This is a genomic window from Rodentibacter sp. Ppn85, from assembly GCF_001999335.1.
GTDB lineage: Bacteria > Pseudomonadota > Gammaproteobacteria > Enterobacterales > Pasteurellaceae > Rodentibacter.
Map to the genome: position 1 here is coordinate 1 of NZ_MLHS01000053.1, position 15874 is coordinate 15874.

A 15874-nucleotide genomic window follows, 5' to 3' on the forward strand; every position below is an offset into this window, starting at 1 on the left:
CAGACTTATACACAAGTCACAGATACTGTTTAAACAGGGCAAAATCTAAGAAAATTACACGTTGTCACGTATAATTCTAGGTTGTTATTGAATGGTTTGATAGGAATTTAAAGGAAATGTAAAGACTCTCTGCACGTTTCGCATTATCAAATCAGTGTAAAGAACATGGCTTTCAAAGTTCTGCAGAGGCGAATTGATTACAATGATTTTTTGAAGAATGGTACGCGCAAGATTTTCATTTTTTCAAATAAATATCGCTGTTTCCGGCGCTGCAGCCGCTGCGCCTTACGTCAGGAGAAAATGCGCAGCATTTTCCCCCGACACCCCATACTAATTTTGATGAAATTTAACTATAATCAATAAAACTGATACTTATAGAGAAAAATATGGAAAAGACACCTAATAAAAGAACAGATAACAGTTTAATCCCGACTAGATTAAAGCCAAGCACAGTAAAGATCCATAGATTATCTTTGTCTGACAGAATCCAGAGTTCCCAAGCAAACATCATTATCAACGATAACCAATTCACCAAGATTTTCAGGCGACAATTTTTTATCTTTTGATAGGCAGTATTCCTCAATTAATTGCTTATTTAAGCCATAAATATTAGACACTACTCTACGCCCCGATGAAATAGCTGGAATAATTACCGACTTCACCACTTCATAAGATTTACCATGTTCGGGCAATCCAACATAAGCAGAATTAGTGATAAGGTAAGCGAAAACTACGGGTTAAGGAAATCACAGACTTATACACAAGTCAAGAATACTGCTTAAACAGTACGAAATCTAGAAAAATCTCACGTTGTCACGCATAAATCTACACTGTTATCTAATGGTTAAAATGAATTGTCAGGGCTTTGTAAAGCATTTTTGGAAAGAAATTAAGATTTTTATTTTTTGGCAGGTGCGGTAAATATTCAGTGGTTTTTAAAACTGACAGCACCACAAAGTGGTCAATTTTTCATTCTCTCTTGCCGACTGTGGTGATTGGTTTAATAGATATTTATAAAAAATTGTTCGGATATTAGAGTGTGTGATGAGATATAATTTTTTTAGGACTTAAAAACTAAAAAGCATATTTATTCTCGAAATATGCTTTTTAGAAATATATTATTGTGATACTGTCACTTAAATTAATCTAATAATTTTGCACCATATTCATAAATCTGTTGAAGCAAAAATAGCTTTTCTGGATTATCAACATTTTCATCAACAAGTTGCTTTAAGCTGTTCTCAAAATTCATCAAACTTTGCTCTAATTTACGTTGACGATATTTCTGCCATTTTATTTGCTCCGCACGCGTTAACGTTTTATAGAAATGTCGTGCACGATAATGAAATAATAAATCAGTTATGCGTTTATCTTCAAAAGCTAATCCATGTTCGGCTAATTTTTCCGAAGGTAATTGGCGTAATATCATCATATTGTTTTTATCGGCATTACTAAAAAAACCGTTATAAAGTTCAGTTTCCACATTGTCACTAGCCTCGAACACGCGTTCTTCGCTGAAAATATCAATGACTTTCTGACGAATATCAAAAGATGAACGTAGTTTAGCCAGATTTTCTAAACATAATTGACGATCTATACCTAAACGTTCTGCATTTTCAGGTAACAAGGTTTTGGCAGGTGCAAGGATCGGACATTTATTAATATGCACAAGTTTTAATGGAACCGATGGTACTTCCCTCTCGTTTAAGTCAGATTTTTTAGTGTATAAATCCGCTCTTAATTCATCCGCACTTTTTGCCAATAAATTATCAATATCACCACTTAGATCGCATACAATTACGGCATTTTGATTGGTAGAATGCCAAGCTAAGGGAACGATCCAAGTACAATTGCCACGATAATTTCCAAGCATACCCGAAACATGAACTAACGGTGTCATTTCAGCTGTATCAATAAGTTTTTCCACTTCCCTTTTACCACGATTTTCAAAGAAATATTGGAATAATTTAGGCTGTTTTTGTTTAATTAGTTTTGCCATAGCAATAGTTGCATAAACATCGGCCATAGCATCATGAGCATTCTCGTGTGCAATTCCATTGACTTTGGTTAGCTTTTCTAATTTAAAACTTGGCATTCCCTCCTCATCGTACGCCCAATTTATCCCCTCAGGGCGTAATGCATAGCAAGCTCGCACCAAATCCAATAAATCCCAACGGGAATTGCCATTCTTCCAACTGTACTCATAAGGATCAATAAAATTGCGATAAAAAGTATAGCGCGTCATTTCATCATCAAAACGAATGTTGTTATAACCCATTATGCAAGTGTTGGGGTGAGAAAATTCGGTTAAAATTTTTTCGGCAAATTCCGGTTCGGAAATCCCCTTTTCATTACATTCTTGAGGCGTAATTCCCGTAATCATCACCGCTTCCGGAGAAGGCAAATAATCGTTGGTTTGCTTACAATAAAGCATTATCGGCTCACCAATGATATTAAAATCCTCATCCGTCCGAATACCGGCAAATTGTGCCGGACGATCCGTTGCCGGATTTACGCCGAAACTTTCGTAGTCATAAATAAAAAAACTGAAATCGTTTTTTTGCATAGTCTTTCTCAAATCTAAGCCAAAATTTTATCTAAATAATACAAACAGAAAATAGCAGTAAGGCTGAACATAATTCCTATCCCATTAATTTTGCTGATTTTTTCTTTAAAAATTAATGCACCGGTGATTGTCCCCAAACAAATCACTCCAATATTCATTCCGGCAAATACTAATGTCGGGTTTGTACCAAAACTTTGGTGAGCCTTAATGTAGAACAGAATATTGAAAAAATTCAGCACGCCTAGAATAATTCCGCCGATAAAACTTGCCACACGCCATTGCGTTTTTTTAAGTAGCAAATAAATAAACATCACACAAGCGGCAAGTGAAAAAGCAATAAATAATGTTGTTGGAAATGCCCCGCCGCTCTTTGAAACTTGCTTGAATAAAATATCAATTATACCGTAGCCAAACCATACGCTAACTAACGCCAAAATACCTTTAAAATTGACCGCTCTTTGCTCGCTCGGTTTACTTAACAAACAAAACAGACCAATAAATGCCAATATCACACCACTTAATTTTGATTGACTTAACGTTTCGTTAAAAATAACAAAAGCAGCAATAATCGGTAAAAATAAGGATAAACGCTGTGCCGCATCAGAGCGAACAATGCCGGCAAACTCTACCGCCTTCGACATAAAAATAAATACGCAAGGTAACAAAATACCTAAACTAATAAAAATCCAACGATTTTCATTTTGAACAAAAAATTCAGTAAAACCTAATCCCTGAAAATCAGGCTTAAGCAAAAAATAACACAAGGAAATTGCCGTAATATAGTTGAAGGTGATGGCCTGCTCGATAACAATATTTTTCTTACGTGCGACTTTGAGTAAAATAGAAACGGCAACGCTACAGAAAATAGCGAGAATGAGATTGTACATTTTTGTTCCTTAATGAAATGATTGTTCGCTTAGCGTTCGTAATTCTTAAAATTACGGATAATTTTCTATAAAAAAGTGCGGCCAAAAATGCTTTCATTTTTAACCGCACTTGCTCTCTACTCTGTTGCACCAAATCCTCGTAACCCAACCACATGAACGTGTTCTTGGTTACCGGAAATTTTACGCACTAATTTATAGGTTGTGCCTTTTTCCGGGCTGATATTTTCCGGTGCGGCGATGAGGAGTTGCATATCAAGGCGTTCGCACAGTTCAAATAAAGTGGAAATAGATTTACCGTCAAGACGCGCGGCTTCATCAAGGAAAAGTAAGCGACAAGGTACGATATCTTTACCTCGAATACGACGGCTTTCCTCTTCCCAGCTTTGTACTACCATCAGCAAAATCGACATGCCGGTACCGATAGCTTCACCTGTCGATAATGCGCCACTTTCCGCGAGTAACCAACCGTCCGCACCACGGAATACTTCCACTTCCAGTTCCAGATAATTACGATAATCCAATAATTCTTCGCCGATAGTTTGCGCTGTGCGCTGCCCCATCTCAATGTGCGGATTAATGCGTTGATAGAGCTTCGCCATTGCTTCAGAGAAAGTAATTCGGTTGTCATTAAATAAATCTTGATATTCATCTTGCTGACCGGAGAGCGCATCTAATAACATCGCGTGCGTATCACGAATATTGACGACTAGGCGCACGGATTTTACCTGACCGAAAGCGATATTTTGTAAACCTTGGTTCAGCATCCGAATACGGTTTTGCTCACGCTGAATGGTTTTACGCATAATATTCGCTACACTTTCGGAGCTGATCGCCAGTTTTTTCTCACGTCCGGTGAGTTCGGCCGTTAAACGGGAAAGTTCAATTTCCATTTGTTCAATGGCATCAATCGGATCATCTGTTTTAATAATGTCTTGGCGAATACGTTCACGTAAATGTTGATAGACCGCAATAAAGAAGCGTACTTTATTTTCCGGTTTACGACTATCTTCCGATGCACGTAGGCTATCACGTAAATATTCGTTGTCAGCGACGGCCGTGCGTAATGCTCCTAATGCCTTATCCGACATTGAACGGAGTTCATCTGCGGACAAATAAGCCAGTTCTCGGCGATTTAAGCGTTTTTCAACATCAGAATGACGGGATAAACGTAACACAACGCACCAACTCACTTTTGCTGCGATGATCAACTCCCGTTGAGTTTTGTAATCACGCTCTGCTTTACGAATTCGACGATTTAAATTCTCTGCTTCACTCTCAATTAAGGTAAGCTGTTTTTCTACATAAGAACGTCTTTGACGATTGATTGAAAGCTGTTGATGCAACTCATCGCGTCGGATACGCGCACGCTCTTCAGCCCCTTCATCGGCACGTACACCCAGTTCATCAATTTCGCTAATGAGTTCTTTTAGTAGCTGATTTTTGCTGTCATAAGAACTTTGTAATCCAATGAAAACCTGATTATATTGCGCAAACTGAACTTGTTTTTGGCGAAGCTGTTCACGTTGTGCATCTCGTTGGGTTTGCATTTGTTCTAAACGTTGGCGAAGTTGCTCGTTCAATTCCGAAGTTTCTGTCTGAACGCGATCTTCATAGGCAAAATGATGTTTACGTTGTACGACATCAGCCAAGGCAAAAACTCGTTGTTGAACTTGTTTTTGACGCTCAATAGCTTGCGTTAATTCGTTTTTCAGCTCTTCATAATGTTCCGGGTCACTTTGCAGACTATTGGCAATCGGTTCTAATTGTGACAACGTCATACCATATTGGCGAATAAACAGTTCATCTTGCTCAGCAAGGTCTAATTGTTCACGACATTCCTCAATACGATCAATTAAATCTTCATCAGCCAATACGCTGAGTTGTGGAATTAATTTATTCAGCAATTGCATTTTTTCTTTTGCATTATCTAATTGAATACGTAATTGCTGTTCACCACTATTAAATTGATTTAATTCACGATCAATTTCATTGCGTTCACGGTTGATTTCCGCCATTAATTCTTCTGGATTTGGCTGGAATGCAAGGGCTAAATGTAAACCGACAAATTGGCTGAAATGTTCGTGTAAACGTTGGCATTTTTGCACATCAAAAGCAATTTGAGCATAATCCTCCGCGACCTCGTCACGTTGAATTTGTAGCGCTTCTAAATGTTTTTCACGAGCCGCACGACCAAATAATGGAATCTCCGGGAATTTAGAATAACGCAATTCACGTTCGGACACTTGCACTACCACGCCAAGCTCAAGCTCTTGAGCGGATAGAACACTGTCATCGAATGCGGTCGGATCACCTTCAATTAAATAAAGATCATCCGGACAATCATCAAGTTTATCTAATTGTTCCCTAACGGTATTTAAATCACGAACGACAATAGCATGTCGCGCCGGGCCGTAAAGTGCGGAAAAATACGGTGCGTCTTCAATCGTCACATCATCATAAAGTTCGGAAAGCAATACACCGCCAAAACGTTCTGCAAGCGTATTCAAACGCATATCTTCTGAACCATCAGGTTGACTTAAACGGGAAATTTGCTCGTCTAATTGTTGACGTTTTTGCTCAAGTTGATCACGCTGCATCGTCAATTCGCGTTCTTTCACGAGTTGCGCTTGCATAAAATTCATCACATCCTGACTATGTTGGAAAGTCTCGCCGCTCTGCTCTTCCAAGCGCTCCAATGCAGCCTGAGCAGTCAGCCAAGCCGGAGCTTTACGCGCATTTTCATCATAAAGTGCGGTTAAATTTTCACGTTTTTGACGAAGTATCGAACGTGTTTCCACTTGTTCGGAAAGATCCGCGGAAAGCTCATCCACCAAAGCTTCTTGTTCCGCATAATAAACTTCTAATTCATCGGCCGTGGCTAAATTTAAATCCGCCCGTTGATTAAAATTATTCAATAATTTGACCGCACTTTGTTGTTGTGCGTAACGTTGTTCCAATTCGTGCAATTTGGCGCGAAGTTGCGGTGTTTGTTGTGATTGTAATTTTTGGCTTGGGTATTCACGCAATAATTCTTTGGCACTTTCCCAAGCGGCAGAACGCGGAATATTGCCGGCAATTTTACAGACTAGTTGATAAGCCTTATCGAATTGGGATTTCGCCGCCTCAGAAATAGACATTTTATGTTCTAATTCCAATACCGTTTCCGTCAAGCTTTCCGCATGTGCTTCAAATTCTGCCTGGTAATCTGCAATATTTTTTACATTCAGATCGGCTAAACCGCATAAACTTTTCGCTTTTTCTAAAGCGGCAATCGCCTGTTGATATTGCAAAGCCCGTGTTTGTTGGGCATCCAATGCCTGCTGATAATCGGCAAGTTGCGTACGAACTTCATCAATTTCGAGCTCGCTTTGTTCAAACATTGCTTGGCTTTCTTCAAGTTGTTCATTGGCCGTTTCCACGACGACTTTCTGTTCTTCCAAGCGTTCGGAAAGCTCTGCGACATCTTCTTGATAACGAGATATTTTTTCTTGATGGCGAAGTGCGTTCAATACAAGATTTAAGTGATCCTGTGCGCTTTGGTGATCCACTTCCAAGGTACGTTCATTCTCGGCAAGTTCGGCAACTTCACGGCTTAAATCGACTAAACGGTGTTGTGACAAACTCTTCTCCGTCTTGGCTTTATACCATTCACGGCGAAACTCCAGTGCCGCTTCAATATTGCCACGGCGTTCGTTCGCATTCCGCATATAATCCGACGCTACATAATTAGTCGTTTCGGTGATTAAATGCTTGAATAAATCACGATCGGATTGAGTAACTTTAATGGCTTCCAGCGTCATACGGTTTTCACGCAATGCGCTTTCCATATCTTGGAAGGCTTTACGAACACCTAAATTTTCCGGCAATAAATAATCACGTAACGAACGGGTGATCGCACTTGAAATACCGCCGTACAAAGATGCTTCGATAAGTTTATAGAATTTGCTACGATCCGATGCGGAACGCAAGCGTTTTGGGATAATGCCAAGATCAAACATCATGCCGTGATAATCAGTGATGGAATGATATTGTTTAAATTGTGCGCCAAGATTGTCAATTTTATCTTTGAGCTCGTTTAAATTCAGCACACGTGCTTGACGTTCCCCCACGATTTCAGTGAAAAGTGCGGTCGGATTTTGTGATAATTCCACGCCTTGAATGGAGAAGGTTTTTAAATCGACTTTTTTATCACGTCCGGCGACTTGCTGTAAACGAACCCCGACAAGAACACGCTGATGACGGGAATTAATAGTATCCAATACGGCGTAACAAACACCCGGACGTAATTTCCCGTGTAAACCTTTATCACGCGATCCGCCTGTCGAGCCGGCTTCTGTTGTATTACGGAAATGAAGTAATGTTAAATCCGGAATGAGCGCTGTGACAAAGCCTGCCATAGTGGTTGATTTCCCCGCTCCATTACCACCGGAAAGCGTAGTCACCAATTCGTCCAAATCAAACGTACGGGCAAAAAAACCGTTCCAGTTGATTAAAGTCAGAGAGCGGAATTTGCCGCGTTCAACAGCATGATTGATGATCGGCGCAACAAGTTGGTTTTCTTCTTGTTCAATGTCTTGCCCGTGTGATTCGTGCTGCACAATATCATTTTTTAATTCTAATACATCAGACATTATTCTTGCTCTCCTACATCATCAAATTCTGCTTCAATTTCAACCGCACTTTCCTCGTCGATTTCCTCAACATTATTTTCCGTATTTGCCAATGCTTGTTTTTCCAGTTGTAAAGACTGTGGAGTAGCGGCTTCCCCATCACGAATTAAGCGGGCTTGCGCTTCTAACGGATCATCACCGGAACGCACCTCTGCGCCGAAACGGAAAACGGATTCGGAAATAGTAAATTTACCGCTATTTTGTTCACCCACCGTATGAATCATCCCCAAGCGGCGCAAACGACCAATTGCTGCACGCACTTTTTCAGCTAATTTTTGTTTATCTAAATCGGAACCGCTGGAACGCTGATTCACCGCTTTTAGCAATTTGTCTTGATCAGCCAAATTGAGTAATTCATCATAAACTTCTTGTGTGCTAAAAATCCCCTGCTGCGCCAAGCGTTCCGGGCTTAAATAGAGATAGCAAAGCACTTTTCCTACCAACATTTCTAATTCGGAAAGTACCGAACGGGCAATTAAGGTCGTCGCCTTAGGGCGTAAATAGAAAAAGCCTTCAGGCGCACGAATAAGCTCCACATTATAGCGGCGATAAAAACCGTCTAACTCATTTTGGAAATCCATTAAAAAGGCGTGATTATCAAGTTGTTCCGTGCTGATATGGCGACCTGAACGCAAAAGACTATCCACCGTAGGAAATAACGGATTCGCAATCGCCGTCGCAAGTCTTGGGGAAATTACATCTTGAAGATTATCTGTCATGGTTTATTTCTCTTACTCTTTATATCTTATCCGAAGGATAATTAAATCTCTTTTAAAATTGACCGCACTTTAATACTTATCAATCACGTGAGCCTGCACCTCTGCACCCCGCTCATTAATTTCTTTCCAGTTCGGATAAACGCCTGATAAATCATCCCTCGCTATTCCTAAACGCACCGCCTGATCGACAATAATACGCGCCACATCAAAATGGCGGGAAAGCGGATAGCTATCAAGTTGTTCTTTGAGTACCTCGCTCAAATCTATCGGACGATCATTTTCACGGTATTGAATCAGCAAGTTTTGCATATGATCAACAATCTGATCATGTAAATCCGCTAAGGATTCGTATTGCAACGCCTCAGGTAATTCGCCGAGCGCATCCTCTTCACGCAATACCATTTCTTCGTCACGTAAATCAACCAGGCGATCCGCTTGTGCCGTCCATAAAAACCAAGGATGATCAAAATAATGATGAATAGACTGGCGTAAGCGTTGTGAAAAGACGCGATTTTTATCCATATCAATGGCAGTACGGATAAATTTATGTACATGGCGATCATAGCCAATCCACAAATCAATCGCTTGCTGTCCCCAGCTGATAATACGGTCGAGTTTGGATTGAAGATCCGTGATGAGTTGGTCGATAAAATACAGATCCTCACGCCCGATCACAGAATCCTGAATCCGAAGTAATTGTGCCTGCAATTTATCGCCTGCGGCATTTAGAGTGTCTTGTAATTCACGTAAATTGCCCGATGTTTCATCCAACAAACGTTCACAGCTTGAAATTGCCGCTTGCCAATCTTTGCTTAACAGCTCGGCAATTTCTTCTTTAATACTTTGCTGATTTTCATCCATGATACGTTGTGAAAGATCAATGCTATCAAAAATTTCTGCGACGGAATATTTCAACGGCGCAAAGACGTTTTTACGCCAATAACGCTCGCTTTCATTATTTTGAGCACCCTCCTCTGCGGAATTCGATGCCCGTTGTATTTCATCGGCAACAATGGAAAGTTGCACGGAAAGCCGTAATGTGGAAAATTCACGCTGGCGAATATAATAATCGGACACGCCTACGCCGAGCGGAGTAAGACGATAAATAGCCAAACCTTCGGTAAACTCGTTACTAAAACGATTTAATAAACGTTGTTTGACCAGTTCATTGATCGCATTATTGGCACGAGTAGCAATCGCCTCGGTAGATTGATCAAATGCATTTATAGTATGGCGAAAAATATCCACGAGATCGGCTTCTAACATCTCGCCGTCCAATCGTTCATTATTGTAAATTGCAATCGCCAACAGAAATACCAAACGCTCGGTGGGTAAATTCAGTGAAAACTCGCGTTCTTTTGCCCAAGAGACGAGTTCCGGAATAGTTTGTGAGGTCTCAATCATTGAAATGACAGCGCGTTAAAATTGAACAAAAAATTGGGGCAATTATACAGGAATTTTTGTAAATCTTAAAAATCTTCTTTTGAATTGACCGCACTTTTAGCATTTTTCACGTATAATGTGCGCTTTTCATAAATAAGCCGAAAACAGAATGAGCGAATTAACTCAACCAGAAAAAAAACAAACTTATAATTTCAATAAATTACAAAAACGCTTGCGCCGTAATGTAGGAAATGCGATTGCGGATTTCGCTATGATCGAAAACGGCGACAAGGTAATGGTGTGCTTATCCGGCGGAAAAGACAGTTATACGCTGTTGGATATTCTGCTAAATTTACAACAAAGCGCCCCCGTTAAGTTTGATATTGTGGCGGTGAATCTTGACCAAAAACAACCGGGGTTTCCGGAGCATATTCTGCCTACTTATTTAGCAAACATTGGGGTTGATTACAAAATCGTGCAAGAAAATACCTACGGCATTGTAAAAGAAAAAATTCCGGAAGGTAAAACCACTTGTTCACTTTGTTCCCGCCTACGCCGTGGTATTCTCTATCGCACTGCGACAGAATTAGGGGTGACAAAAATTGCTCTTGGGCACCACCGTGATGATATGCTGGCGACACTTTTCTTGAATATGTTTTACGGCGGAAAATTAAAATCAATGCCGCCTAAATTAATTTCAGACGACGGCAAACAAATTGTGATTCGCCCTTTAGCCTACTGTAAAGAAAAAGATATTGAGAAATATGCCGTTGCGAAGAGATTTCCGATTATTCCGTGTAATTTATGCGGCTCTCAGCCCAATTTGCAACGTCAAGTGGTGAAAGAAATGCTGAATACTTGGGATCGCCAATATCCGGGACGTTTAGAAACCATGTTTAGTGCAATGCAAAACATCACGTTATCACATTTATGCGATCCGAAACTCTTTGATTTTAAAGGTATTCGACACGGGCAATTATTAGAAGGCATTGAAGGCGATACGGCATTTGATGAAGAACGAATCGAACCGATGCAATTTGATAATGAAGAATTCACTGATTTTTCTGATCAGGAAATGATTAGTTTTAAAGAAGTAAAATAAAATGATTGAAGTACAAGGAAACCAAATTAAAACCGATTCATCGGGCTATCTCACCAATCTCTCGGACTGGAATGAAGAGGTTGCCAAAGCCATCGCACGGCAGGAAAACATTGAACTTTCTCCCGCTCATTGGGAAGTGATTTATTTTGTGCGGGATTTTTATCAAGAATACAACACCTCTCCTGCTATCCGTATGTTGGTAAAAGCAATGGCTGAAAAATTGGGCGAAGATAAAGGCAACAGTCGCTATTTGCAACGCTTATTCCCTGAAGGCCCGGCAAAACAAGCAACAAAATTAGCCGGCCTGCCAAAACCGGCAAAATGCTTATAAATTTTTGATTAGCTTAACTAGGTGATTGTGCTGTGTTATTTTTAAAATAGCACAAAGTGCGGTCGATTTTTGCTAGATTTTATTATCCATTTTTAATTCCGCTAAATCTTGATTGACGCTCTGTTGTTGGCGTTGTACCGCTTCGAACCAATGTTTTTTACTGTTTTCACTGCGTTTTTTCCATGCTTTTAATTCCGCCTCAATCTGTTTATCCGCCAGTTTTTGGTTAAACGGCATACGGAAAATACTGCCCACGTTAAACAGGAAAATTAACGGATTTCGCCACGGGAGTTTATAGCAACGCCCGATATATTTCAGGCTTGCAGGATTGTCTTCGCGTACAAAATCCCGAATGGCACGCAACAGGTAGCGGTTGTGTTCAAGGCTTGGGTTGGGGTAACAACCGTACATTAAAAAAGGCAGCTTCCCGTCTTTCTCGGGTATGCCGATTTGTAAGGAATAACGCCCCGTTAGACTAAAAGGATAAAGCCCGTAAAGATTATAGACAATACCGCTTAGCGGGTCGCCCTCGTCCGGGATAAATGCCAACCAATATTCTTTACCTAAGTGTTGTTGATAAATCACTTTTTTCTTACGGTTGATCCGAATCCCACGAGGGCGTGGCGGGAATAGAATACAAAGAAGCAATAACGGCCAAATGAAATGGAAATATGCTCTATATATTCTCCATTGACGTCTTTCTATATATGGTTTTTTAAATTCCTCATAAGACTTTATTTTTGATTTAGGAAACATTTTCATATATTCAGCATCTTTGTGTATATCAATATGATCTAAATATAATGGATATACAATTTCATCAGGAGTAAATGCCCATGTAAAATCTTGTTGAATAGCCTTAATCTGATTATCAAAGGGTCTAACGCCATGTTGAAGATCGATAAAGGCAATGACGCCTAAAATCGCTAAAAAGATCAGACGAATTATGCCTCTTGGAAAAGCATCTAAAATTAAATGACGGATTTCCAATTCATCGGTACTCACCCGACGCACGGAATATCCCAAGGTGTAAGTGCGGTAAAAATGAAGCCATTTTTCGAGAAGTTTCATGTGATTCCTTTAATATTCAAATCCTAAAGTGCTGTCGATTTTTGCTAAATTTTATTATCCATTTTTAATTCCGCTAAATCTTGATTGACGCTTTGTTGTTGGCGTTGTACCGCTTCGAACCAATGTTTTTTACTGTTTTCACTGCGTTTTTTCCATGCTTTTAATTCCGCCTCGATTTGTTTGTCCGCCAGTTTTTGGTTAAAGGGCATACGGAAAATACTCCCCACGTTAAACAGGAAAATTAACGGGTTTAGCCACGGGAATTTATAGCAACGCCCGATATATTTCAGGCTTGCGGGATTGTCTTCGCGTACAAAATCCCGAATGGCACGCAACAGGTAGCGGTTGTGTTCAAGGCTTGGGTTGGGGTAACAACCGTACATTAAAAAAGGCAGCTTCCCGTCTTTCTCGGGTATGCCGATTTGTAAGGAATAACGCCCCGTTAGACTAAAAGGATAAAGCCCGTAAAGGTTATAGACAATGCCGCTTAACGGATCACCCTCGTCCGGGATAAACGCCAGCCAATATTCTTTGCCTAGGTGTTGTTGATAAATCACCTTTTTCTTGCGGTTAATCCGAATGCCACGGGGGCGTGGTGGGAAAAGAATGCAAAGGAGCAATAAAGGCCAGATAACGTGAAAAATAGGGCGAACCAAGCGTAAGCTATCTCGTTCGAAATATGGTTTTTTAAATTCTTCATAGGAATCTATTTTGCTATTGGGGTACATACGCTTATATTCTTCCCTTTGAATTTCTTCAAGATATTCTTTATATAATGGCATAATCCTATTATCCGGATTAAATGCCCAGTCAAAGTCATATTTAATCGCATTAATCTGATTATCAAAGGGTCTAACACCATGTTGAAAATCGATAAAAGCAATGACACCTAAAATCGCTAAAAAGATCAGACGAATCATGCCTCTTGGAAAAGCATCTAAAATTAAATGGCGGATTTCCAATTCATCGGCATTCACCCGACGAATGGAATAGCCCAAGGTGTAAATGCGGTAAAAATGAAGCCATTTTTCGAGAAATTTCATATTCTATCCTTTAAAATTTAAATTCCGTTTTATTCGAATGTTTTCGATATTCACTGCCCTGATAGGTGGGAATTGACACACTCATTGATAAATAATTAATGCTGCCATAATCAAATTGCACCGGTGTCGGAAAATAATATTGTTTTGCCCGTAAATAGCCGGTGACTTGTTGCGGCGGAATGGTAATTTTTGCCACGCCTTCCGTTTCAAAAACGACCTGGTAGCGCAATGCATTTCCCTCAATTCGATATTCATTATAGGGTTGATCATAAATATTTTTTGGGGTTGCCGGACAACGAACCGTTATCGGGCCTTCAATCCTGATGTTATCCGCATCCGCTTGACTATAAATACCTTTATAGTTCACGAAAAAGAGAAATTGATTTTCATCATGTACTTCAATTTCACTGGAAAAATTAAAATAACGTTGCATTTCAATTTTGTAGAAATCATAAATTGGGGAATTTAGAAGGAGGCTAGTATTAAATTGGCTACGAAATTTATCTAAGCGCTCCTTATTTTTCCACTCATAAGCTCTTACTTCTTTTCCCCAATAAAATGGGCTTCCGCCCCAAAATCCGTTATCCACCCAAGTGGCGATATCCGATTGTTTGAAAAAGTCTGTGATGATGCCCGCCACTAAAAGCATCGAACCGATAGCCAACCCCACATAACCAAACCTGACCAGCCATTGCATTCTAGTGGTGGCTTTGGCGACACCGATTAAACCGATTGAGGTGCTGGAAAGTAAAGAGCCCGACCCTCGCATGATGGCCGCATACATGCCCACGGTATCACCTTTGTAATAGGCCTCGTATCCGTAACCGATTTCAATTACCACGGCTAACCCCGCCAATGCCGTATTCACACTGATAAAGGCGGCTTTTAAATGGGTGAGAAAGTGCGGTTTGGTTTCGGCTAATAATAATCTTCCGGTTCTTGAAAATACGGCCTCTTGTTGGATTTCATTCGCCGCCCGTTCAATGGTTTTTTCTAAATAACTCTTCGGTGCGTTTAAACCGGCAAACATGCTGATGACACCAACAGTCGGGTCGTTGGAAAAACGCCCTAATGCAGTGGTTGCCGTGTTGCTTTGCCAGATATAACCGAATATTACCGAGTAACCCAACATTTTTTGTAAGCCGGCAAGTTGCCCTCTCGGATTGAGCAGCCGATAACCATCTTCCTGAATTTTTAATGTCGGCGCACCGTCCAATTGATAAATCGGGTAGGATTTAGCCTGGGGTTTGGGGGGTGAGGCATAGCGGGCTTTAATGCGAATGTCGCTGTTTATTATCTCGTTTTGTTTGATTTCCGCCTGTTTGGTAAAGGGGTTAATTTCATAAATTCGGTGAATATGTTTGACCGCCCGTACCACTTCGTTTTGTTGGCGTGATTTTGTATATTTTGCCGTTCGGGTATAGAGTTTGTCGGCAATCAGCGACACCAGAAAATCAAATTTCAGTACTTCAAAATGGCTGGTATCCGCAATACTGACGCTACCGGCAATAATCGGATAAACGGACATCGAGAGGACGGGGTGAAGCTGTTCTACCGCCGCTTTATCTAAGGTTTGCGATGCACCCGGTAATTTAAAATCATCACGATAAACCGCTTCCAATAAGGTATTGTAACCGTAAGTCGATAAATCAAAGCCCCAAAATAATCCGTGCAGATAAAGGCTATAACTGCCGATAATTGCGGCGACGGTCGGAGCCTGTTTGGTGGATTGGAGTAATAATGTCCAATCTTGTAATTTTTCTTTTACCGACAGAATATGGGCTAAATGAACACTGACGAGATGCTTAAAATGCTCGCCGTAAAGGTTAGGGAGACTCGCCATTTTTTCCACCGCATTAATGCCGGCCGGAAGTGCGGTTAAATTTAGCGCGGTTTTTAACGCCTCAAAAATATCTTGATGACTTTGCGCCTTCAAGTGGATGTCTTTTACCTTTAATTCCCGATAGATTTGTGCTTTTTCTTTGACAGTTGGCGTGTACCATGCGGCATTACCGTTTTCATGGGCAATGTCCCGTTCATTGATTTGCGCTATACGTCGTTTATGGACTTCCGCTTGAATCAGTTGCGCCGTGCTAATTGCG

At 40.5% G+C, this 15874-nt stretch carries 11 protein-coding genes; 2 read left to right on the plus strand and 9 right to left on the minus strand.

Annotated features, from left to right (window positions below):
• Nucleotides 1-467: 467 nt before the first annotated feature.
• The 6 genes from BKL51_RS09140 to mukF form a co-directional block, all read right to left on the minus strand.
• On the minus strand, nucleotides 468-692 hold the full coding sequence (locus BKL51_RS09140) for a zonular occludens toxin domain-containing protein (RefSeq protein WP_255372292.1): 225 nt from the start codon (nucleotides 690-692) through the stop codon (nucleotides 468-470).
• 449 nt (nucleotides 693-1141) lie between these two features.
• Nucleotides 1142-2566 (minus strand): exodeoxyribonuclease I, encoded by a 1425-nt coding sequence (gene sbcB / locus BKL51_RS09145; protein WP_077466388.1) that lies wholly within the window; start codon nucleotides 2564-2566, stop codon nucleotides 1142-1144.
• A gap of 14 nt (nucleotides 2567-2580) precedes the next feature.
• Nucleotides 2581-3453 (minus strand): hypothetical protein, encoded by an 873-nt coding sequence (locus BKL51_RS09150; protein ID WP_077466389.1) that lies wholly within the window; start codon nucleotides 3451-3453, stop codon nucleotides 2581-2583.
• A 116-nt stretch (nucleotides 3454-3569) separates the two neighbouring features.
• Nucleotides 3570-8084 carry a chromosome partition protein MukB gene (gene mukB, locus BKL51_RS09155; protein WP_077466390.1) on the minus strand — a complete coding sequence of 1505 codons (4515 nt, stop codon included), beginning with the start codon at nucleotides 8082-8084 and terminating at the stop codon, nucleotides 3570-3572.
• Complete coding sequence (gene mukE / locus BKL51_RS09160) at nucleotides 8084-8842, minus strand: chromosome partition protein MukE (protein WP_077466391.1); 759 nt, start codon at nucleotides 8840-8842, stop codon at nucleotides 8084-8086. Before mukE ends, mukB begins: the two co-directional genes overlap by 1 nt.
• Before the next feature lie 69 nt (nucleotides 8843-8911).
• A complete protein-coding gene (gene mukF / locus BKL51_RS09165) occupies nucleotides 8912-10246 on the minus strand; it encodes a chromosome partition protein MukF (protein ID WP_077466392.1) in 1335 nt (444 codons plus the stop codon).
• Between the two features lie 148 nt (nucleotides 10247-10394).
• On the opposite strand from mukF, the gene ttcA reads away from it, so the two are divergent.
• Together ttcA and BKL51_RS09175 are read left to right on the plus strand one after the other, a co-directional pair.
• Nucleotides 10395-11327: a tRNA 2-thiocytidine(32) synthetase TtcA gene (gene ttcA / locus BKL51_RS09170; RefSeq protein WP_077466393.1), complete on the plus strand. Its 933-nt coding sequence runs from the start codon at nucleotides 10395-10397 to the stop codon at nucleotides 11325-11327.
• 1 nt (nucleotide 11328) lies between these two features.
• Nucleotides 11329-11658: a TusE/DsrC/DsvC family sulfur relay protein gene (locus BKL51_RS09175; RefSeq protein ID WP_077466394.1), complete on the plus strand. Its 330-nt coding sequence runs from the start codon at nucleotides 11329-11331 to the stop codon at nucleotides 11656-11658.
• 72 nt (nucleotides 11659-11730) lie between these two features.
• Here the strand turns inward: BKL51_RS09175 and BKL51_RS09180 are convergent, their stop codons facing one another.
• From BKL51_RS09180 to BKL51_RS11885, 3 genes are all read right to left on the minus strand, one after another.
• The gene (locus BKL51_RS09180) at nucleotides 11731-12729 is read right to left on the minus strand and encodes a hypothetical protein (RefSeq protein ID WP_077466395.1); all 999 of its coding nucleotides are present in this window, start codon (nucleotides 12727-12729) and stop codon (nucleotides 11731-11733) included.
• 44 nt (nucleotides 12730-12773) lie between these two features.
• The gene (locus BKL51_RS09185) at nucleotides 12774-13772 is read right to left on the minus strand and encodes a hypothetical protein (RefSeq protein WP_077466396.1); all 999 of its coding nucleotides are present in this window, start codon (nucleotides 13770-13772) and stop codon (nucleotides 12774-12776) included.
• 10 nt (nucleotides 13773-13782) lie between these two features.
• A partial coding sequence (locus BKL51_RS11885) for a hypothetical protein (protein WP_077466397.1) occupies nucleotides 13783-15874 on the minus strand: 2092 nt, incomplete at its 5' end.